We start from the raw sequence: 23,649 nt of genomic DNA on the forward strand, positions 1-23,649 counted from the left end.
CATAATTTCAAATCAGAAATCTCAAATTCCTCAATACTTGTCCCTTATAAACTCCAGCACTTCCTGCATTTGCTCTCTTATAGGGTTGGTGAACCCGGGGTAGTTGTTGTGCATAAAGCTAAAGATCAGCACCTTTCCTGAGTTGGTTTTAATAAACCCACTGAGTGAGTGCACGCCGCTTAAGGTGCCTGTTTTAGCGAAAACGTAAGGCTCCGCATCACCGGCATACCAGCGGCGTATGGTGCCAGCCTGGCCACCAATAGCCAGCGTCCTGAATAACTCCTTTTGTTCAACTAGCGTAGAAGTTTCCTCCAGCAAGCCCACCAGGCTTCGTGGCGTGAACATATTGTATCTCGATAGCCCAGAGCCATCATGCCAGATAGGTGCATCCGGCAAATTGCTGAGGTATTTGTTCTTTACAAACCACAAGGCATTGTTGCCGCTAAGTGTATCCCCAAACCCGGAAGAGCACATCACTAGGATCTGTTCTGCAATAAAATTATCGCTTGGCCAAAGCATGGCCTGATATACTTTTTGCGAGGGATAGCCTTTGAGGGTTTTCCATTGTAAACTATCCGGCTTGTAGCCAAAAATTACCGGCTTCTTTAACGTGTCTTGCAGCAGTTCCCTTCCCAGGGAAAAGGAGTATTTGAAAGGCACGTCTCTTTCCACTGTGTCCAGTTTTTCAGGTGTAAAAAACAGGTAGGAGTTGTAGCTAAGGTCTCTTTCTACCAATGTTCTTTGCTTTTCGAAAGGTCTCGCTTCCACAAACTGCTGAAAGAAGGGAGGGTTTACCTTGGGCGTCGTATCTCCCGGAAGCATGCTAAACCTCACGAAGTTGCCGTAGATAGGAAGGCCGGCTCTTTCAGGCTGATAGTAATACAGGTAGTCGTCCCACGACCACCCGGGCCCAAAAACAGGATCTTTGTAGTTCTCGGGCTGCCAAATCAGTGCTTTGCTGGTGTCTGATAGCAAGTCAAACGCCGGTTGATACTCGAAGTCGGGGTGCAGGAAAGTGGGATCGCCGGTGCCAGTGAAGAAAAGCGTGTCGTTGGCTTCGGCATACTTGAGGGCTGGGATGGAATCGCCGAGCAATCTGATGCCTGAGTAGTAGGTAAAAAGTTTGGTGTTGGAGGCGGGAGTGAAATACTTGTCGCCATTCTGATCGGCCAGATAAGTTTTCGTTTCAGGGTCATACAGCACAAAGCCAGTGAAATGATCGGCGAAATCTGGCGACTTCTTAACCATTTGTTTCAGCACCATTTTTTTGCTGATCACAAGTTGTGGCGAGCAGGAAAACTGGCTTATCACAAGCATCGCAATTAATGTAAACCACAGGTAGTCAAGGGGCTTCGACTTGTATATAGGCGACTCTGTACTTTTTCTTTTCATATGGTTTTTATAGCAGCTATCCTTACCATGACCCGAATAAATAATGCTTCAGTGAAAAATTCTAATTTATGAACGAAGAGTGTGGAATTTTAGTAAAATTGGTGCTTGCTAAGTTTGGCAATATATCGAATCTTCGCTAGCTGATTTTTCGAAGTCATTACCTGCTTACAAAATACAATTGACACCTATTACATTGAACAATCAAAAACCTATCTTCTATTTATAGTAAAATGCAATTAAAATCAATCGTATTGTCCAATGGCAGCTTCGATACGAAGTCGGCCAAAACTGCCCATGGGCTTATTAGGGGATCTGTAAGATATGATATCCTCGCTGTCATCGATCCGGTGTTTTTCGGCCAGGATGCGGGTACCGTGCTGGACGGCAGGGAAAGAGGAATTCCTATTTATAAGACCGTTAAAGACTTTTTACTCGCAGGCGGAAAGGCAGAAAATTGCGTTGTGGGCGTGGCTCCAAAAGGAGGTCAGCTGCCCAAATCAATGGAAGAAGATGTGGTGACAGCAATGGAAAATGGCATGGATGTCGTAAGTGGCTTGCATTCATTTCTCAACGACAACGAAAGGCTGGCTACGCTTGCAAAGGAAAAAGGCGTAACAATACACGATATCAGGCAGCCAAGGGAACGGAAATACCTGAAGTTCTGGACGGGTGACATATACAAAGTAAAGTCAGCCAAAATTGCAGTAATGGGCACCGACTGTGGCCTTGGGAAAAGAACCACCTCCAAATTCATTGTGGAAGCCATCCGTAAGGAGGGTATGATTTCAGAAATGATTTACACCGGACAAACGGGGTGGATGCAAGGCTGGAAGTACGGGTTTATCCTCGACTCCACTTACAACGACTATGTGTCTGGCGAGCTGGAAAATGCTCTCGTAACCTGTGACAGAGACCTGAACCCCGACCTGATGGTGATTGAGGGACAGGCAGCCTTGCGCAATATCAGTGGGCCATGCGGTTCCGAGTTTTTGCTTTCGGGCGATGTAGACGGTGTGGTTTTGCAACATGCCCCGGCCAGGGTTCACTACGACGGCTTCGAGTACCTGGATGCCAAGATACCCCCAATCACTGAGGACATTGCGCTGATAAAAATGTATGGCAAGGAAGTCATTGGTGTGACGCTCAACACAAGAGGCCTTACTATTGACCAGGCACTCCGGCACAAAGAGGAGTATGAGCAAAAATTGGGTATACCCGTGGCTTTGCCAGTGGAAAGAGGAGTGGATGACATTTTAGGACCAATAAGAGAGTTGATCAAACGAAAGAATGCGAATAAAGGAAATTAATATCCGCAAGGAAAACCTGGAACTGGCTAAGCCGTACTCCATTTCTTATAAAACCGTGGATTCGGTAGAAAACGTGATTGTGGAACTATTCGCAGACAACGGTATGGTTGGCATGGGCGTGGCCAATCCCAGTAAGTATGTGGTGAATGAGGATGTCAGTGAATGTTATAAAACTTTAACCTCCAGTGATCTCTCCTTTCTGAAAGGTTTCGACGTTTCGTGCTTTTGCGAACTGCTCAATGGAATACATTCCCATTTTGCTGCCAGTGCGGGGTCAAGAGTGGCACTCGATGTGGCCCTGCACGATCTATTCACACAATCACTGGGTGTGCCATTAGTTCACTTTCTGGGTGTTCACCACAAATCAATGGCTACTTCGGTCACCATTGGTATTATGAATATTGAGGAGACGCACAGAGAGGCAGATGACTTTATCAAAAACGGTTTTAAAATTTTGAAAGTCAAGCTGGGAAAGACTATCGAGGAGGACATAGAGCGGACAATTGCCCTGCGCAAACACATTGGCAACAAAGCTATGATCCGGATAGACGCCAACCAGGGATGGGATTTTGATGAGACCATCGAATTTGTAAGCGCAACAAAAGACCTCGATATTGAGCTGATAGAGCAACCGCTGAAGCAGTCGGCCATTGCTGAGTACCGCAAGTTTCCAGATTATGTAAAGAACCTGGTAGCTGCCGATGAATCACTGGTGGGTCCGGCAGATGCTTTCAGCCTGGCCAACAATCCCAAGGCGGCCGGTATCTACAATATCAAGCTGATGAAATGCGGGGGCATTCAACCAGCGAGAGAGATTGCCACCATAGCCAGGCAGGCTGGTATTGACCTGATGTGGGGCTGCAACGACGAAAGTATTATCAGCATTGCTGCGGGCTTGCATGTGGCCTTTTCTTGCCCTCACACAAAATATATTGATCTTGACGGCAGCCTTGATCTCGCCAAAGACGTGGTGTCGGGTGGCTTTGTTATCAAGGATGGCATGATGAGTTTGACAGACCAGCCCGGATTGGGCGTCAAGAAGATATAGCTAATAACTTTTGGCGACTAGCTGACTTCTAAGTAAAATTTTGACTTTTAGTAAACCTGATCAATGATGTTTAAAATCTACCTCCGAGCTATTTTTTTCTTTTCTCTTGTCCTTTGTCATTTCACTTTGGCTTATGCTCAGACTGCCATTCCCCGGCCCTTTGAGCAACTCAACGAGGTAGAGAAAGCCAGGGCATGGGTAGATTCGGTTTATTCCTCCCTGACACTTGATGAGAAAATAGGGCAGCTACTGATGATAGCAGCATATTCGAACAGAGACGATGCCCATACGCAGGAGTTGATCCGGCTGATTAAAGAGCGGCACATAGGTGGCCTGGTCGTATTTCAGGGTGGGCCAGTCAGGCAAATCAATCTGATCAACAAACTACAGAACGAAGCCAGGCTTCCCTTAACCATAGCTATGGATGCGGAGTGGGGTATAGGCATGCGGCTCGACAGCACGATGTCGTTTCCCTATCAAATGACGCTGGGTGCCATTGAAGACGTTACATTGATCGAACAAATGGGGCAGGCGATTGCACGACAGCTGAAACGAGTGGGAACATATGTCAATTTTGCACCGGTGGTGGATGTGAACAACAATCCTAACAATCCGGTGATCAACTACCGCTCCTTTGGAGAGAACAGGGAAGAAGTGGCCCAAAGAGGGCTTGCTTATGTGAAGGGGCTGGAAAGCCAGGGGGTGTTGGCCTCGGCAAAGCACTTTCCCGGGCATGGCGACACCGGTACCGACTCTCACTACGACCTGCCGGTTGTTAAGCATAACATGCAGCGGCTTGACAGCGTGGAGCTCTATCCGTTCAGAAAGCTGATCGAAGCCAAAGTCTCGGGCATTATGGTGGCCCACATGTCAATTCCGACGCTCGACGACACGCCCAATTTGCCGACTACGCTATCGAAGCCAGTGGTGACGGACTTGCTGAAAAACAAGTTGGGGTACAAAGGAATCATTTACACAGATGCCCTCAATATGAAAGGTGTGACGAAGTATCATGCCTCTGGCGAGCTTGAGAAAAAGGCTTTTCTGGCGGGCAACGATGCACTGGAGTTCGCTGAGGATGTGGATGTTGCTTTTGAGTACCTGAAAGCGGCAGTGACGAAGAAAGAGATCACAGAGCAACGTTTGGCAGAGAGTGTGAAAAAGATTTTGATGGGCAAATATGTTACAGGCATGACTCGCTGGAGTCCTTTGAGCACTGAGCACCTGTTCGAAGACCTGCACCGGCCCAGCGACGAATTGCTTAACAGAAGGCTGTTTGAGGAGTCTGTTACTTTATTGGAAAACAAGAACGATCTTTTACCTCTCAAGCGACTCGACTCATTGAAGCTGGCAAGCCTTAGCGTAGGAGTGGAGGCCATGTCTCCTTTCCAGCACCGACTGAATGATTATACTGAAATGCCTCATCTCGTATTGCCCAATGAGGCAACCCCAGCGCAGATAGAGGCAGTGAGGGACAGCCTGAAAAGCTACAACATGGTACTGGTGGGGTTACACTCCGGACTGAGGGCCAATAACCGTGAGGGAATGTCGGCGGATGTGCAGGCGTTTGTGAGAGCGCTTGTGGAAAGCAAAGGAACGGTGGTGGCGGCCATGAGAAACCCTTATACGCTTTCCAAACTCGACTGGGTATCAGGTGCCGGTGCTGTTTTTACAACATATCAGGAGCATGCCCTGGCCGAAGACATGGCAGCACAACTGATCTTTGGGGGCATAGGTGCCAAAGGGCACTTGCCAGTAGCAGTCAACGATCGATGGCCTGCTGGTCACGGACTGACGACAGAGGGTGGGGTGCGCTTTAAATTTACGTTGCCAGAAGAGCTGGGCATCAATAGCCAAACCCTTGAAACCCGCATCGACAGTGCTATGACGCTGGCCATAGAAAAAAAGGCATTTCCGGGTGGACAGGTTATGCTGGCAAAAGAGGGAAAGGTGTTCTTCCACAAAACCTATGGTTTTCATACCTACGACAGCCTGCTGGAAGTGAAGAAAACGGACATCTACGATCTCGCATCTGTCACGAAGATTACTGCGGCTCTGGCAGCCATCATGAAGTTGCACGATGATGGCAAGTTTGACCTGAACGCCAGGCTCAAAGACTACTATCCGTACTTTGGCTGGTCAAACAAGGCCAAACTGGAGTTTATTGATATTCTTACACACCAGGCAAGGCTTAAGTCATGGATTCCTTTCTATCAGTCGGCTTACAAGAAGGACAGCAGCTACAAACGCCACACGTTGTCGCTGACACCTTCGGCTGACTACCCGATCAAGCTCACCGACAATCTGTACGAGTACAAGGACTACAAAAAAACGCTGCTGAAGAAGATCAAAAAGTCGAAACTCAACCCTGAGCCCGGCTATGTCTATTCCGACATGAGCTTCTACCTGTACCCGGATATCGTAAAAACGTTGACTGGCACTGACTTTCAGGAATACCTTAATGCGAATTTTTATGATAGAATAGGAGGGACAACGCTCGGCTACAATGCCGGAAGGAAGTATTCCCTGGATCGCATTATTCCGACTGAGAATGATAACTACTTCCGTATGACGCAGCTGCATGGCGTTGTACACGATGAAGGTGCTGCTATGCTAGACGGTGTTTCTGGGCATGCAGGGCTTTTTGCTCGTTCCTACGACCTGGCTGCCATGTGGCAGATGTACCTGAATGAGGGTGCGTACGGCGGGGAGCGCTATATTTCGCCTCAAACGCTGGAGAAGTTTTCTGTTTGCCAGTTTTGCGAGGAGGGCAACCGCCGGGCCATAGGCTTCGACAAGCCGTTGATTGAATACAATAAGAGAAGCAGCAGCGTCGCCCGCCAGGCATCTCCGTCCAGCTTTGGACATTCGGGCTACACGGGTACTTTCGTGTGGCTTGATCCGGAATACGACTTCATGTATGTGTTCCTGTCCAACCGGGTGTATCCAACCAGAAACAGCACGGCCATCTACGACCTGGCTGTGCGACCAACGATCCATACGATAGTGTATGAGGAGATGGGGGTGAGGTAGGGCAGACAGACTTTAGCGTTCAGGAAGTGTCGTACATGTTGAAAAATCCGTCAGACCACGGCTAAGAAACATATACATACTTGAAGCTAAACTTCCCTGGTCTCAGCAATTTTTCTACATTAGGATTTGTAACCTACTCTTGCTACCCATGAAGTGTACTTTCTCTGCTCTGTTCACAGTATGTGCTTTTGTCGCCGCTGCTCAAACACCCCTCCAATTTGAAGCCCCGGAAAAGCAACGGGTTTTTGTTCTTACCGACATCACCAACGAGCCCGACGACCAGGAGTCGCTTGTGCGCTTGCTGGTGTATGCCAACGAATATGACATAGAAGGCTTGGTGGCCACCACTTCCACCCACCTTCGGGGTGCCGTGCGACCCGACAAAATTGAAGAGCTGGTTCGCAACTATGGCAAGGTAAAAGCCAATCTCGATAAGCATGCTGCGGGGTATCCTACCATGGACTACCTGCTCAGCGTGACTACCCAGCACCTGCCGCTGTTTCATATGGATGGAGTGGGCGAAGGAAAGGACAGCCCAGGCTCCGAGCTTTTGATCAAGGCAGTGGACAAGGCCGACGCCCGCCCGCTTTGGGTGTCGGTGTGGGGAGGGGCCAACTGTCTGGCGCAGGCGCTCTGGAAGGTGAAGGCCACCCGCTCAGAAGCTGAATTGAAGCAGTTTGTATCGAAACTTCGGGTGTACACCATTTCCGATCAAGACCAAACGGGGCCGTGGATCAGGCGTACCTTTCCTGGCATTTTCTACATCGTGGACCCCAGCAGCGACTCTTGGCTGGAGTACTACCAGGCCACCTGGACAGGTATTTCCGGTGACCGCTGGTACAAAAACGGCCCCATGCACGAGTTTGAACTGGTAGATAACCCGTGGCTGATGCAAAACATCCATGACAACCATGGCCCGCTTGGTGCCAACTACCTCGAAGTGATCTACATCATGGAAGGAGACACTCCGTCGTTTCTAGGCCTCATTCAAAATGGCCTTGGCTGGTACAAGAGCCCGGCATATGGAGGCTGGGGAGGTCGCTACGAGTTGTACCAATCGTATGGCGAGGTAGGCAAAATATGGACAAGCTCGGTTAGAAGTCAGGACGAGATGGTATTGTCCAACGGACAGAAGCACACCTCCAACCAGGCGACCATCTGGCGCTTCCGCAAAGCTTTTCAGCACGACTTTGCAGCTCGAATGGATTGGAACGTGGCAGATGACTATAAAAAGGCCAACCACAATCCGACAATAACCCTCAACGGGAATGCCGGAGACGCTTTAGCTTCAGCTAAAGTGAAGGCGGGAGAAACTGTGACGCTGTCTGCCAAAGGCACCTCCGACCCCGACGGCGACCAGATTCGCTATAAGTGGTGGGTGTACCGGGAAGCCGGAAACTTCGCCGGAGAGGTTAATCTTTTCAATCCTTATGGCGAGGCCATCAGCTTCGCTATGCCTGACCTGGCGGAAGGGCAAACGCTTCACCTCATTTTGCAGGTGGAGGACTCGGGAGAGCCGTCGTTGACGGCGTATCGGAGGGTGGTGTTGACGAATTAGGTCATAGTAAAACAATCTTCGACTACCTGCTTTTGAAGAAACGATTGTCCAGGCGTTTTAACGATTCTCGATCTCCTGTAGCTCTTTTCTCAATACCGGATGTCTTTCTGGATAATCTCCCAATCCACTGATTCGACGACGTATTTGCGCACCATGCCAGGCCACATACAGCATCACCTTAGTTTTATCGATCTCCTCTTTTAGCACGGGGTTTTTAACAGAAGAAACAGACAAAAGATCAACCCTTCTTTGAAACAACGCTTCAAGGGATTCAATAAGAGAGAAAAAATTGTCCGCATAGTTCAATAACTCAAGGGTTGTTGAAAACTGAACCATAAAGTCCAAATCACTTTCTGAATTGAATGTTTCTTTCGCAGCAGAGCCAAAGAGATAAAGGGTCTTCACATGGTGTATATGACAGACTTTTTCCAATTCCCGTAAATGGCTTTTAATCAACTGGTGCATAGACAAAGATAACTAGAAACTGTGATAGTGAGAGATTAACAAGCAGACACGAAAATCTCGCTCGCCACAAAGTTGCACCATGAGTATCTTGTGAAAATGTCAAGCTTTGTAAACAACCACTGAGCCAGCTACATAGTCGTGAATAGCCTTTCTTCTTTCATTTCCCATTACGGTAAGCAGAGAAATCCAGCCTAGCAATCCCTTGAGCAAAAATCTAACGATGGCGCTGGTAAATAGTATATTTTTCCGCTCGTCCGATTCTCTTTTTACTCTTATACCGGTAGTCATATGGCCAAGCGTCCCCCCAAAAAGACTTGTTAACAATGGATCGTAAAGGATGAATACGAAAATGACTACTGCAATTTTCACACTCTCAGGAACGTCGCTAAAAGCAGAAAATGCCATCGATGCTCCTACCATCATCAAAAGCAAAATTGCGCCATCCACTATGACAGCTTTTACTCTGGCTAAAACTCCGGGGTATTCTTGCTCTTCCATCGTTGGTATGCTCTGTTTGAAATCACTATGTAATTACCAAATCATCTCTTCTATCTAACCAAATATAGCCTAATACCAACACTCCCGCAGCCAAGCCCAGCAGACCGAAATAAGCCAGCTCACTTTCAATCACCTTTGAAAGATAGAGGCTATCCATGTCTTGGTCGACAAAAGCCATTACAGAGAAACCTATCAGGTTATTAAAGAAATGAAGAATTATCCCTGGTATTAGCGAATTAGTTTTAACATATATCCAACCAATGAGAACGCCAATCAGGGAAGCACTAATTGTTTGCCAGGGGTTCATATGTGCCGCACCAAAAATCATAGACGACCAGATAATTGCTTTCCAGGGGCTGTAATTTCTCAGAAAACCTTCCAGAACTACGCCGCGGAAAAATGCCTCCTCAAGCAAAGGAGCCATGATAACAATGGTGATAAAGGAAAAGATATTTGGTTGCATAAGAGCTTCGAACATCTTTTTGATTGACTCTGGCATCGGGATCAGTTCTGTGATTGGATCGATTAGCACGCTGAGGGCAAGTGTCATAATAAGACCGACGACAACTGTCATGAATGGCACTTTGCCATGCTTCCATTTTAACTCCCACAATCCCTGCGTTTTGATACGTTTTTTGGCTACGTAAATAATCCATACAAACGAAGCGCAATAGGCGAGAAGCGTTCCCGCAGACTTGAGCGTTGTTACGTTTTGAATATTCAGATGAAGTGCGGATATCACGCCAAGAGGAATAGCTGTTAATATGGAAATCAAAAACCATAGAACCAGCAGTCCAAAGGACTGTTTGATAGTAGGGTAGTAGGTTGGGTTGGTAGGCTCCATCTTTCAGCCAGTTCTTGGAAAAATTACTCCTTTATCACCCTGAATGACCTCTGCCTGCGTTCCGAGTCCTCCAGCTTGATCAGGTACATGCCGGGTTGTAAATCTCTCAGATCGAGGCTTTTGGACGTTGATCTTTGGATTTCCTTTCCGGTTAACTCGAAAACCAGGGCCTGAACAAAATCATCCATTTCAACGGTTAGGTAGTCCGTAACCGGGTTGGGGTAGATTGTTGCCAGTTCGGCTTCCCATTTCACGGAAGTAGATGGGTTGAATTCAAAATTGGCTACCAACGACCTGTTTCCTTCAGCAGCAAAGCTAAGGGCCGGATTGGTGCCTACTTCCGAACCATTTTCCGTCCAATTGACAAATTCAAAGCTTGCAGCGGGATTTGCTGTTAAGGTAACGGTCGTTCCAAAATTAAATGTGCCTGTACCTTCTACGGCACCTCCTTCAGTGGGACTTGCTGATGCTGTGACTTCGAAAGATTTGAGTTCAAAATTGGCGACGAGGTTTCTGTCGTTTGTAACCTCAAATTGGTAGAATAGGTTCTTATCCACCTCTTCGCCATTTTCAGTCCAGTTTACGAAGTTGTATCCTGTCGATGGTGTCGCTGTGACACCTATTAGTTGGTGGTATTTAAAGGAGCCACCGAGAACTTCGCCTCCCTCAATTGGGTTTGCTTGCACGGCTATGGTAAAGGTCTTAAGTTGGAAATTGGCACGAAGAATTTTCCCTTCTGATACCACAATGCTCAAAATAGGATCGGTCGAAATCTCTTTCTCTTCGTCAGGAAAGTGGGTAACCTCGGTCCAATTGACAAACTCATACCCCACAGCAGGTGTCGCAGTCAATGTGGCAGTTTCTCCGAAGTTATATTGCCCGGCTCCCGCAACAGTTCCTGTGCCTGCTTCACCGGCACCCGCAACTATAAAGAAGTACTGTTTTTCGAACTTGGCTACAAGATTCCTGTCTTTGCTAGCAGTGAAGCTATACTCCCCACCAGAGCCAACAGCAGATCCGTCTTCCTCCCAGCCTGAAAAACTATAGTGCTCCTCGGGCATAGCCAAAAGATCCACAGTTTCTCCATAGTTATAGCTGCCAGTTCCTGTTACTTTTCCTCCTTCTGATGGAGATTCCGTAGCCGAGATTGTAAACGACTGTATCTGAAAATTGGCAACCAGAGTTCTGTCAACTGAAGCAGTGAAGCTTAATGCTGTTTCGGTCGACACTTCTGTTCCGCTTTCTGTCCAGTTGACGAAGTTGTAACCTTCAGAGGCTGTGGCTGTCAGGTTAACCGCTGCTCCCGGACTAAAATCTCCCTGCCCCGTTACGGTGCCTCCCGCTGATGGGCTTGCAGTTGCGGCGATACCAATCACCTCCTCAAAGTTGGCGACAAGCGACCTGTCTCCGGTGGCGGTAAAGGTGAAGGTCGTTGTGGTGGCAACCTCAGAGCCTGCTTCAGTCCAGTTAATAAAGCTATAGCCAGCCTCCGGAGTGGCAATCAGAGACACTAACACACCGTATTCAAAAGTTCCCGACCCGGTTACACTGCCCCCTGTTGAAGGTAGGCCAGCAGCCGAAATAACAAACGACTGTATCTGAAAATTGGCGACCAGGCTTCTGTCAACTGAAGCAGTGAAGCTTAATGTCGTTTCGGTCGATATTTCTGTTCCGCCTTCTGTCCAGTTGACGAAGTTGTAACCCTCCGAGGCTGTTGCGGTCAGGCTAACCGTTGCTCCCGGGCTGAAATCTCCCTGCCCGGTCACACTGCCTCCCGCTGATGGGCTTGCAGTTGCGGCGATGCTAATCACTTCTTCAAAGTTGGCGACAAGCGACCTGTCTCCGGTGGCTGTAAAGCTATAAACAGCGTTATCCGAGACTTCTATTGCTCCTTCAGTCCAATCGAGGAAAGCATAACCTGCTGCTGCTGTCGCACTCACTTCTACGCTCTCATCTTCGTCATATACACCGGCTCCCGTTACTTCCCCACCTTCTTCAGGACTAGCTGCAAGCGAAATAGTGTATTCGATGAGCTCCTCGACAGTCAAAGATGTCGTAACCACGGTTTCTGGCTCATCATCGTCATTGCTGCTGATGGTAATGTCTGAAGTGTATGTGTCAGGTGTTAGGATTGCCGCATCGAAGGTGACAGTGATCAGAACTGATTCGCCTGCGCCAACGGTTCCAGAAATGGGGTCAACGCTAATCCAATCCTCTGCCGGTGCGATTGAAAAAGTAAGCTCGTTATCTCCCGTGTTCTGAATAGTAAATTCTTTAGACCCTGAACTTCCTTCTGTTACAGTTTGCATAAGGGAGGTAGGCGTGACTTCTATTTCCGGACTGCCTTCGCCCTCAGGTATATTGATATGAAATTCATGATTACTTGCTGTGCTGTTCTCATCGTCGAGAAGAAGGTAGTAGGTGGTGCCCTGTATCCACGATAGCGAACCGTAGGTGCCGGGGCTGTTAATATCATCAATACAGTTCCAGCCTCCCACACTTGAGCTGCAACTTGTGCCCCATGCGTAGTCGACATAGCCCGTGCCTGACGAAACGGTGATTGAGTAGTTTCCAGTATAAGGCGCAACAAAACTATAAACCTGCTCTACACCCGGTGTGCTCCAGTTACAAAAACCGTTGTTCCATTGCCCTGAACCCCCGCCAGCAAAAACGACGGAGTTGGCAGAGCCTGCCCCCGTTATTTCAATGGCCAACTCGCAAGGCCCCAATACAGGTTCACTAATGTAAAACTCGTGTGTGCCTGTGGATGTATTTGTGTCGTCCAGGAGAAGGTAATAGGTTGTCCCTTCCGTCCATGACATGGTGCCGTAGGTTCCTGGGCTATTTAGTTCTTCAATACACTCCCAGCCCGAGAGGTCGCACGATGTGTTCCATGCGTAGTCGACATATCCACTGGCTGCAGTCACAACCACGCTATATGTGCCTGTACTCGGAGCCGTAAAACTGTAGATTTGTTCGACCCCTGGACTGTAGAGGAAGCAAAGCTGTTCGTTCCAATACCCAGACCCCCCTCCGGTGTAGGTCGTCGTGTTTGTAGCTCCTGTGCCGGCGATTTCCACAACATTGTCGCAGGGTGAGACTGGTTCAGTTATATGGAAGGTGTGTTCTCCCGGATCAGTATCTTCATAATCCAGCAGAATATAATAGGTAGTACCCCCTGTCCACAGCATTTGTCCATAAGTCCCCGGCGACTCTACGTCCTCAATACATTCCCAGCCTGGCAGGCCGCAGGAAGTACCCCAGGCGTAATCAATCCAGCCACTGGCAGCGGTTACCTGAATGCTATAGGTTCCGGATGTCGGCGCAGTAAAGCTGTAGACCTGTTCGAGCCCAGGTGTGTCGTAGTTGCAGAAACCACTATTCCATTGTCCGGTTCCACTCCCACTGAATGTTTGATCGTTTTCGCTACCTGTTCCGGTAATTTCGACGATGCTTTCACAAACAGTTCCTTCGAGAAAGGGCCCTGAAATGTAAAATTCATGTGCTCCGACTTCATTGTCCTCGTCATCCAGTAAGAGATAGTAAGTGACTCCCTCTGTCCAAAAAAGAAAGTCGTAGGTGCCCGAAATGGCGATATCGTCGATACACTGCCAGCCCGATTCGCTACACGAAGTACTCCAGCCATAGTCTACATAACCGTCGGCGGAGGTTACCTCTATATTGTAGTATCCTGTAGTTTCAGGAGTGAAGCTGTAGATTTGCTCTATTCCCGGAGTCGACCAGTCGCAAAATTCAGTATTCCACAGCCCCGTGCCCCCGCCTGAATATATTTTGCTATTTCCAGAGCCTGTGCCAGCGATTTCGATGATGTTTTCGCAAGGTGTTGTTGGCTCATTTAAATAGAACTGATGCGAGCTTCCGGTGCCATCATCTTCGTCATCCAGCAGCAGATAGTATGTTTCTCCGCCAGTCAACGACATTGACCCATAGGTGCCAATAGCTTCAATATCACCGATACAAACCCAGCCAGTAGGCCCACATGCTGTGTTCCAGGCATAGTCTATGGTTCCGGTTGCTGACGTTATTTCGAGGCTGTAGAGGCCTGTGGAAGGAGCAACGAAACTATAGATTTGCTCAATCCCAGGTGCGGAACTCTCGCACAGAGCGAGATCCCAATCTCCCTCACCACCACCGGTAAAAGTTTCTGAATTTTCGCTTCCGGTACCAGCTATTGATATGGCATCTTCGCAGGGATTAGGTATATCACCCTGCAGCAGGGTGAACGAAACTTGCAAATCGTCTTCAACAATTGCAGACACCTGAATATTACTGACGCTACCCGAATATAGTTTGGCGTTTGGGTTAGATGTATCGTCAAACAACGTATTACTGCTCGTGCCAGGGTAGAGGTCGCCAGCATCTCCCCGGTTGGTTTCATTGTCAAGTCCGTTTAACCCATCCGCCTCTTCCAGGTCTACCAGTTTGTGTGTTTCATCACCATTAGTAGTTTGGTTGTCATCTATATGCCAAATGGCCAGCCCCTCTCCCGGTATGTAAGCGTCCTGGCCAGTCTTTTGGCGGTTTTCAAGCAAGAAGTATTCTTTCGGGTCGTTGGTGGCGATCTTATAAACTGTGGTGCTGCTAACTGAAGGGTCAAGGGAGTAATCACCGCTGCCAATGACGGTAGGGGTGATCCATTCCAATTGTGCCCGTGACCAGGCGCTCATGAAACCTGGTGTCCGTTCGTTATTTAGCCAGCCAGCACCTGCCATCAGTCCCCAATTGCCAATACCTTCCGAGTCTCCATTGGAGTCGTCGATGTCATATAAGTCGGGAAGACCAAGTCCATGCCCAAATTCATGGCAAAAAACGCCGATGCCGACCATATTTGTTGTTTGCCTTATCTCTGGATTGATCATGTAGTCATAGAGCGTTACGTCATCATAACTTCGTCCGTAGCTACCAGGTAGTGTCCATCTATGGCTCCAGATATATTCCGTTTGGCTACCTTCCTCAGCTCCAGGGCCAGCATGCACTATGATCACGCCATCGACAAATCCATCGCTGTCATTGTCATAAATGGAGAAATCAACGCCTGCCAACTCAGCAGCATCGATGGCTTCTCCAACAAGCTCTCTGGCGACATTGTCACCATTATCATCTCCGTAGTACTCATAGTTATTCTCTGCTTCATACCATCCAAAAACGTCTGCCTCCACATCTAACTCGTTATCAGAAACTTTCAGAAAATAGTCTCGGAAGCTTCCCGTACTATTATAGTTGACTTCGTTCATCATGTCATCGAAGTCTGTCCCGGTGTAGGTGTTGGCCAGGTCAGGGTATTTAATGAGAATGACCAACACTTTTCTGACCCCGGCGGTAGGGAAGGCGTACTTGATGCCTGGCGAGTTACTTTGATTGACATTCAACGGAGAGTTGCTTGAAGCAGATTTGCCTATCGCACCTCGTAAGTGTTTGGGTTGACTGTTTAGAAACGATTTGGAAGAAGTTTCCCGGGCTGATGGGTTTGAAGCTTTTGTACCAGATGGAGCTAACTTCCCATCTTTTAGCTCCGCATATTCATAAATGCCCCTTCCGTTTTTTACTACCGTGTAGCCATCCTCCGTTTCCGTGTGGTGGTTGGCCATATTGCCTTTGCCAACTACCCGCAGCTTAGAGTTGTCGGGTTGCGTGATTTCCACGGCGTAGGGGGACGCCGGACAGTTTGAAGGATCCAAACCTGACTGCGCACGGAGCTGTGAGACAAAAAATGTTGCGAGTAAAAAAATCAGTTTAAAGCTGGTTCTCATAATGATAATATTAGTGCAACTGGTTTCTTAAATGTGTGTCAATCCTTTTTAAAAACTGGACTTCTTCTGGCTTTCTTTGATCAGGATCGTTGGCTTTCACACCACTTAGCTCAAGTTTACCGCTTGATCCAGCGATGGCGTATTCATATATCTTCAAATCGTTTCTCAGGATGGTATAGCCGTCAATGGTTTCGGTATAAGGGTTTTGCCTGTTGCCTTTGCCCAATATTTGGATAGACGTATTGTCACTCTGTTGAATTGTTAATGCATAAGGGCTTGTGGTGCTACTTCCACCGCCGTCTTTTTCTGTGGTTTCAGAAGCACCAGCGTTTTGCGACTTGCATCCGGCGATTGTCATACCATAGATTAGGGTCAGTAAAAGGAAGACCTTTGAAAAAATCGTACCCGATAGTCTGTTGTTCATCGTTAATAAATCCTGATTACTAGTGTTCCCAGAAAAGATACCCCAGTAGATATTTAAAATTACACGAAGTCCAAGCTATACTATGGGTCAGCAGACTTGAGCTTTTGTTAAAAAAATCTCCGAAATGGAGTAGGCGTATACGCAAGGATGAATATACGCAATTCTACTAATTGGCATTATATTTTTTTGTAAAAATACAACAAAAGCCCGGAGCGAATATTTGACCCAGCTCTTGCATGTTTAGAGACTCTGTCCAGTTTGAGAAAGAAGATGTAGCTTTTTGAGTGATTTACAGGTATTTAGTTCTTTTTCTATGCAGATCAGAACTCCCGTTTTGGAAGGTTAATAATACCTCACCTTCGGTACCTGCTTGGCAAACAGACTGAGGTCATAACCCAGGGTAATTTCGTGGGTGCTAAAGCTGGAAGGAGCCAGACTGTTGGTGGCCAGCTCGCCAGAGTAGCCCAGCCTGATGCCGCCCTCGGCCATAAAGAAGACATTCAGGCCAACTGTATTAAAGCTCCTTGTGTAGAGACCGGCCCACACTGCATCCAGCATCAGTACGCTGGCTCCAAGATCAAAGGAGAGGGGAGTGTCGGCACTATAGCGCACGAGCGTCCATGCTTTTAGCTTTACCGCTTGTACTTTGTCGATGACCAGTCCACTGGAAACATACAGCTGGCGACTGTATCGTTGGCTGTTGCCACCGTCCAGGTTGTCTGTTACCTTCAGCAGCCTCGGCGCTGACAATCCCAGGTAAAAGTTTTTAGAGGAGAGGAAAATGCCAGTACCGAAATTGGGTTTCGAATAGGACTGCCCACTAAAGATGAAGTCCTCATCAGAGGGATCATCGGCATTCAACTTGCCAAAGTTGTAGTTAAGCGCATTCACTCCTCCCTGGAGTCCGAACGACACGCTGTAGGTGCTGTCGAGCTTTATTTTGTAAGCCAGAGCCAGGTTGATATCAGTTTTTTCAATGACTCCAATATTGTCGTGTTGTACAGAAACACCAAGCCCTACCTGATTATCGACCAGGGAGGTATTCCCTGAAAAAAGCAATGTTCTCGGGGCTCCTTTTAAGTTGCCCCACTGGCTCCGGTAGTGCAAATCGAAGCTGGTGATATCGTTTACACCCGCATAAGAAGGGTTGAAGAAAAGCTGATTGAGCTGATACGTGCCCATGAGGGCATCCTGCTGAGCATGGCAATATTCAGTAATCAGGTACAAGACCGATAGCAATACTAGCCTTTTCATATTATCTTCTTAAGTGTAAAAAGCCTGTCAGTTTTTCTCCCGAGGCCTGAATAAGATAGAAGTACGTGCCTTCCACCAGGTTGAGGCTGCTCCCTACATTGGAGCGTCCCTCAAACCGGGCATTTGAGTCCTGATTATCGTAGTTGGATACCTCAAACACCTTCACGCCCCAACGGTCGTAGATTTCCACGGAATTACCCGGGTGACTTTCGATGTTGGCTATTTTGAGAAATTCGTTTTTGTTGTTACCATTGGGCGCTACAGCATTGTAGACGATGATCTCGTCGCCATTTTGCCCTACAACTGGCTCCAATACCGTTAAAATGGCTACCTCGCTGACCAGACTGCCGCAGTCATTGGAAATAGTACATGAGTAGTTTCCCTGGCTATCGTGACCTACAGCAGCTACAACAAGTTCAGCACTTGTTTCTCCTTCCAGGTTTCTCAGGTCTTTTTGCCATTGGTAGGTTATGTTATCGCCGGAGGCCGTGACCGAGAAGGAGGCTGGCTCACCCACTTCCACCGACTGGTCGGCAGGCTGGGAGGTGAATGCTGCTTCTTGTAGCAGGGAAATTGCCACTGGTACCCGGGTGCTCTCACAAGTGCCATCGCTAATGGCAACGTAGTAAGTAGCATCGGAAGACAGCGCAGGAGTGACCAACGTACTATTGACTTGATTGGGAATGCCAGCGCCGCCAGTGGCTACCTCATACCATCGGTAGCTTCCATCGGTGCCTCCGGTAGCTGTAAGAGTTGCACTTTCGTCAGGGCATGTGCTTACTTCGACAGCGGTTGGTGGCGTGACGCCAGAGCCAATCTCGACGGTAACGGGTGTTCGGCTGCTTTCGCAAGTTCCGTTGTTGATAGCAACGTAATAGCTGGTGGTCGCCGATAGGATGGGAGTCGTGAAACTGCCGTTTACCTCACCGGGAATAGCGATTCCGGCTGTTTCCACGTCATACCAGCGGTACTCACCTTCCGCACCGCCAGAGGCAGTAAGGGTGGCACTCCCCGGCGCACAGATAGAAACATCGGTCGCTGTTGGAGGTGTCACGGTTGGATTGATGTCAGCAGTTACGGCCGTTCGTGCACTTTCGCAGGAACCATCGTTAATGGCGACGTAGTAAGTGGTGGTAGCTGAAAGAGCGGGAGTGGTGTAAGTACTATTTATTTCTCCATCGAAAGCTATGCCGCCTGTCTCAGCATCATACCATCGGTATTGGCCGTCAGTCGCACCTGAAGCTGGCAAAGTAGCGGCTCCTGATGCACAAAGTACCGCATCGATAGTGGAAGGTGCGGACGGGGGTGAGTTTACAGTGACCACCACAGCAGTCCTTGCGCTTTCGCAAGTTCCATCGTTTATAGAGACATAATAGGTGGAAGTGGCCGAAAGGGCAGGAGTAGTGTACACGCCGTTGGTTTCTCCACTGAATGCTGTGCCCCCGCTGTCAGCGTCATACCATCGGTATTGCCCATCGGCACCTCCAGTGGCAGTCAAAAGAGCAGCCTCATTAACACATACGGCGACATCAGAAGCTAACGGAGCATCCAGTGTAGCATTGAGTGTGGCGGTTACAGGAACTCTTTCGCTCTCACAAGAACCGTTGTTGATTGCTACATAAAATGTAGTTGTTTCGGAGAGCTCGGGAGTGATGAAGGAGCTATTCACCTGCCCAACAATGGCAGTGCCGCCTGTTTCAACATCATACCAGCGATACTGGCCAGCTGTGGCGCCAGAGGCGGTGAGTGTTGCGCCTTCGGTTGTGCAAGTGCTCGCACCTGTAACGGTCGGTGGCGTCAACGGACCAATAGTCAACGTGGCGCTTCCCGAAAAGTCATCAATGATTGTATTACCAGAGACTTTGCATCTGTAAGTTCCTATGCCAAAATCGCCTGTTGTATTGATGGAAAGGGTGGGGGTGGTTACTCCGGAGTACCCTCCGGTATTTGATATATCTTCATAAAATGAACTAGACGTATTCAACTTCTGCCACTGAAAGTTATAAGGGTCTGTTCCAAGTACTGAGGTTGCGAATGTGGTAGTAGAGCCTGTGCAGGCAAATTTATTGATGGGTTCGGCGCTGAAACAAACCGTGGGTACAGATGGACTGACTTTTCGGACAAAGAAGTCAGTGCCATTGACATTATTCATTTCAAAAGTGCATTCGCTGGGGTCAAAATCGACATGACGGGCAAAGCCGCCCACCTGGTACACGTCGCCTACCGAGTTGACAGCCAGGGAGCCTGGACTGGCAGAAGTGAATCCCCCGCTAATTCTTCGCATGGCGATTACCCATTTAAAGTTACCATCTGTATCAAGCTTGAGTGCGAAAGTGTTCAGGAACAGTCCTGTACTTTCCTCATTGGCCTCAAGGGGGCCGGGATCAAAATCAGTGGTGCCCTGAAAGTAACCTGTGGAATACACATCTCCGGCGGGGTCAGTGAATATTTCTCCCATCAAAACTGAGTTGAGCCAGGTTGTAAAGGATGCTCCCCAAACAAAGTTGCCACCTGGATCGAGTTTGATCAGATAAGTGGCTGCTGACCCACTTGATGTTACATTGAATGTGCCAGGTCCTGGATCTATGTCAATGGTGTTGTTAAACCCTCCAGTTGCATAAACATTGCCATCGTTGTCTACTGCAATGCTATTCCCGGCACCTCCAGGAATAAGATGATGGTTTTGGTATTCACCAGCGGTGTTTAGCTTCAGAATGTAGGCTGCACCATCGGTAAGAGTTTCAATGGCCGTCCCTGCTCCCGGATCAAAGTCCACCGTGCCTGGCCCATACACTCTGCCACTGATATAGAGGTAGGTTCCGTCAAAAGCAATGTCGGAACCTGAATCGCTGAATAAGTTGGCTCCAGTGGTAGCATTGGAGCCAATATTCCAGGCCCAAAGAAAGTTTCCATTGGTATCCATGCTAGCAGCAAGGATGTCCGTGCTGTTGGTGCCCAGGGCTGTCAGGCTAAAGGAGCCGCCAACGTTGGTGGTGCCTCTAAAGGCCCCTGTCACATAAAGGTTGCCATCCGCATCGGATTCAATGCCACCAGCAAACTCATCTCTGTTGCCCGAAATGGATCTAACCCAAATGAAATTTCCGTCTGCATCATACTTGGCAATGGCAAGATCATTCTTGTTGGCTGGCGAACTTGGGATAGCGGTCAGGCTGGTCACGCCGGCGCCAGGGTCAAAATCAGCGGTTAAATTAAAAGTAATCAGGAGATAGTAATTTCCAGCCGCATCCATAGAAGCGTCGGCCACGCCTATATTTCCGTTTCCGCCCACCGCTTTTGCCCAAAGTAGTGTTCCGTCGGGATCCATTTTCATCATATATACCTTTGATCCAACGGTCGAGGTGAGGATCGTTTCGCCGGGGCCTGTGTCGAAATCAATCGTACCACTAAAGGAGCCAAACACCAGAAGGTCTTCATCACCGGTTAGTAAGACTTTGGCAGCAGGGCTCGATCCACCGCCAGATCCAGCACCCAGTGCCCAAACAAAACCCGGTTCTGGCTCGCAAGTGCTTATACCTGCTTGAATTTCTGTTCGTTCACTTTCACAAGTGCCGTTGTCGATGGAGACGTAGTAATAGGTGGTGGTGGTAAGTACAGGCGTCGTATATGAACTGTTCACTTCACCAGCAATTGGTGAGCCACCGGAAGGGACAGTATACCACCTGTACTGGCCGTTTGTTCCTCCTAAAGCAGTCAAAGTGAAGGAAGTAGATCCACAGTTCACCACACTGGAAGCGCCAGGTTGATCCGGCCCAATCTCGAGATATACCTCGTCAGAGAATGCATTAGCTGAGAGATCTCCGGAAACCACACATCGATAATAATTTTCTCCAAAGTAGCCAGCAGTATTGACTGATAGAACGGAAGTGCTGGTTCCAGAAAAGCCATCTTCATCAATCAAGTCATTCCAGCCTCCTTCGTAGTTTGACTCCTGCCATTGATAGGTGAGGTTGGTTGTACCGCTCGCTGCTATCTCAAAAGTGACAATATCACCTACGCAACCCGTGTAGTTTAAAGGTTGGGTATCAATAGTGATTAAGTCCGTAACGCAGGAGACAAGCGCTTCCCAACCCGGTCTTTCGCCATCGTTGTCAGAGTGAAAATAGAAAGTGACTTCGCCGGTAGCACTGCTTGCTATGATGTCTTTTGGAACTGTCGTGCCACTCATATAGCTTAGGAAAGGAGAAGAAGTATCAGGCCCATCATAAGCCATCAGATATTCGCTGGTTTCAGTGTCGAAAGACAGAAACGAGACTTTTATTTTCTCTCCAGGGTTTTCAGGAACAAAAGTGTAGGTGAAATCCTCGTTAGATTCGTAATCGTCTGGCCCGCCAGAATCTGTAAATTGAAAATCACACCCCGAAACGTTACCATCGCTCATCGCTACGGATGCTGCGGTAACGTAAAAATCGACGTCTGATGCCACGGTATTGCCTGCGACTGTCACAGTTATGGGGCCGCTGCTGGCCCCGGCGGGTACCGAGGTAGTGATGGTCGTTGCAGTGCTTGTGGTTACAATGGCAGTTGTTCCGTTAAAAGCGACTGCATTGTCGGCTGGTGTTGTGCTAAACCCGGTTCCTGTAATAGTAACTTCAGTGCCAACGACGCCCGATAGGGGGTAGAAGCTTGTAATAGATTGGTCGATGACAGCTATGTAGCGGGCAAGGGCCATGTCCCAGGTAGTGGCGTTGGTTCTCCCGGCAAGCACGATTTTTTTATCATTTTGGATGCCTATGGCATAGGCGTTGTCGGCGGATGAGCCGAAAGGGGTAATTACTTTTCCCGCAGTGCCAAAGCTGCCATCGAGTGAGCCATCCGTGTTATAGCGAACCACTGCGAAGTCGTAGTTGGAGCCATTGTTACTTTGGCCTGCAAGTAGTATTTTACCATCAGCTTGGATGGCAACCGCACGCCCGGTTTCGTGCGAGCTACCGACAGTGGTGATGACCTTTCCTGCGGTGCCAAACCCGGTATCCAGAGAGCCATCGCCATTTAGACGAGTCAAGGCGAAATCCAGGTTTCCGGAATTATGTGAGCCACCCACCACTATTTTGCCATCAGTTTGCAAGGCAACAGAATAGGCCTGGTCATCTGCAACGGTGCTTCCAATGTTTACTGTTACTTTTCCGTCGGTATCGAAGCCAGTATCTAAGGAGCCATTAGTATTGTATCTCACCACGGTAAAGTCCGCCTGTGGGTTAGCGCTTGTGCCCGCCAGAACAATCTTACCGTCTGGTTGAACTCCAATAGACCATGCCTCACTACTTAGGCTCCCATTTGAGGTGGTAACCTTGCCATCAGTATCAAAGGAGGTATCCAGGGAGCCATCCGTATTGTAACGCACCAGCGCAAAGTCAAAATTTGAACCATTGTGGCTCCTCCCTGCTGCGAGTATTTTACCATCGTTTTGGATCGCTACTGCGAAGGCCTGATCATCTCCTGTACCGATGGCAGTTGTAACGATCCCGTCTGTATCAAATGATGTGTCCAGGGTGCCATTGCTGGTATAGCGAACTAATACAAAGTCCTCGTTTGAGCCATTAAAAGAGTAGCCAGCCACAACAATCTTGTTGTCCGACTGAATGGCCAGTGACCAGCCATAGTCGTCAAAAGTGCCGATAGGCGTGATCACCTTTCCTGCGGTTCCAAAAGTGGCATCCAGCGACCCGTCGGTGTTGTAGCGGGCAACCGCAAAATCGTCGGTGGTGACGAAAGAATAACCGGCGACGATTATTTTCCCATCGCTTTGAAAGCCAACGGCGTAAGCCTCATCGCTAAAGCCCCCAAAATCCGTCGTTTGCTTTCCATCTCCTGAAAAAGCAGGGTCAAGAGAGCCTGGTTGGGCAAGTACATTTTTTGAGCATAAGGTCAGAAGAGAAAACAACAAGGTACTGATGGACAATAACTTGCAGGTAGTGAGCTTTCCGGTAGCACTTTTCATAAAACGTTATCGGTTTTTACTTACTTGAAAAAATGTATTACTCCTCTGATAAGCAGAGAACTAACTTTAACCAAAGCTCATCAAAACAAAGATTGA

At 48.4% G+C, this 23,649-nt stretch carries 12 protein-coding genes; 4 read left to right on the forward strand and 8 right to left on the reverse strand.

What is annotated here, in order from left to right:
• Window positions 1-30: 30 nt before the first annotated feature.
• Window positions 31-1,392 (reverse strand): D-alanyl-D-alanine carboxypeptidase, encoded by a 1,362-nt coding sequence (locus RIG68_RS25205; protein ID WP_350128970.1) that lies wholly within the window; start codon window positions 1,390-1,392, stop codon window positions 31-33.
• Between the two features lie 230 nt (window positions 1,393-1,622).
• Here RIG68_RS25205 and RIG68_RS25210 point away from each other — a divergent pair, with 230 nt between their 5' ends.
• The 4 genes from RIG68_RS25210 to RIG68_RS25225 all read left to right on the forward strand — a co-directional run bounded on the left by RIG68_RS25210 (window position 1,623) and on the right by RIG68_RS25225 (window position 8,338).
• Window positions 1,623-2,699 (forward strand): N-acetyltransferase DgcN family protein, encoded by a 1,077-nt coding sequence (locus RIG68_RS25210; protein ID WP_350128973.1) that lies wholly within the window; start codon window positions 1,623-1,625, stop codon window positions 2,697-2,699.
• Window positions 2,680-3,747 carry a mandelate racemase/muconate lactonizing enzyme family protein gene (locus tag RIG68_RS25215; RefSeq protein ID WP_350128976.1) on the forward strand — a complete coding sequence of 356 codons (1,068 nt, stop codon included), beginning with the start codon at window positions 2,680-2,682 and terminating at the stop codon, window positions 3,745-3,747. Before RIG68_RS25210 ends, RIG68_RS25215 begins: the two co-directional genes overlap by 20 nt.
• Window positions 3,748-3,810: 63 nt before the next feature.
• Entirely contained in the window at window positions 3,811-6,780 is a 2,970-nt protein-coding gene (locus tag RIG68_RS25220) for a serine hydrolase domain-containing protein (protein ID WP_350128979.1), read from the forward strand.
• Window positions 6,781-6,928: 148 nt separating this feature from the next.
• Window positions 6,929-8,338 carry a DUF1593 domain-containing protein gene (locus RIG68_RS25225; protein WP_350128981.1) on the forward strand — a complete coding sequence of 470 codons (1,410 nt, stop codon included), beginning with the start codon at window positions 6,929-6,931 and terminating at the stop codon, window positions 8,336-8,338.
• 57 nt (window positions 8,339-8,395) lie between these two features.
• Here the strand turns inward: RIG68_RS25225 and RIG68_RS25230 are convergent, their stop codons facing one another.
• From RIG68_RS25230 to RIG68_RS25260, 7 genes are all read right to left on the reverse strand, one after another.
• Window positions 8,396-8,803, reverse strand: a complete 408-nt coding sequence (locus RIG68_RS25230) for a nucleotidyltransferase family protein (RefSeq protein WP_350128984.1) — start codon at window positions 8,801-8,803, stop codon at window positions 8,396-8,398.
• A 99-nt stretch (window positions 8,804-8,902) separates the two neighbouring features.
• Window positions 8,903-9,301, reverse strand: coding sequence for an RDD family protein (locus tag RIG68_RS25235; protein WP_350128987.1), 399 nt, complete (start codon window positions 9,299-9,301; stop codon window positions 8,903-8,905).
• Between the two features lie 25 nt (window positions 9,302-9,326).
• Window positions 9,327-10,145: a CPBP family intramembrane glutamic endopeptidase gene (locus RIG68_RS25240; RefSeq protein ID WP_350128990.1), complete on the reverse strand. Its 819-nt coding sequence runs from the start codon at window positions 10,143-10,145 to the stop codon at window positions 9,327-9,329.
• A gap of 23 nt (window positions 10,146-10,168) precedes the next feature.
• Window positions 10,169-15,916, reverse strand: a complete 5,748-nt coding sequence (locus RIG68_RS25245; protein WP_350128993.1) for an InlB B-repeat-containing protein — start codon at window positions 15,914-15,916, stop codon at window positions 10,169-10,171.
• A gap of 10 nt (window positions 15,917-15,926) precedes the next feature.
• Window positions 15,927-16,340 carry a hypothetical protein gene (locus RIG68_RS25250; RefSeq protein ID WP_350128996.1) on the reverse strand — a complete coding sequence of 138 codons (414 nt, stop codon included), beginning with the start codon at window positions 16,338-16,340 and terminating at the stop codon, window positions 15,927-15,929.
• A gap of 342 nt (window positions 16,341-16,682) precedes the next feature.
• Window positions 16,683-17,594, reverse strand: coding sequence for a PorP/SprF family type IX secretion system membrane protein (locus tag RIG68_RS25255; protein WP_350128999.1), 912 nt, complete (start codon window positions 17,592-17,594; stop codon window positions 16,683-16,685).
• 1 nt (window position 17,595) lies between these two features.
• Complete coding sequence (locus RIG68_RS25260; RefSeq protein WP_350129002.1) at window positions 17,596-23,553, reverse strand: Ig-like domain-containing protein; 5,958 nt, start codon at window positions 23,551-23,553, stop codon at window positions 17,596-17,598.
• Between the last annotated feature and the right edge of the window lie 96 nt (window positions 23,554-23,649).

This window comes from Imperialibacter sp. (genome assembly GCF_040222385.1).
GTDB lineage: Bacteria > Bacteroidota > Bacteroidia > Cytophagales > Cyclobacteriaceae > Imperialibacter.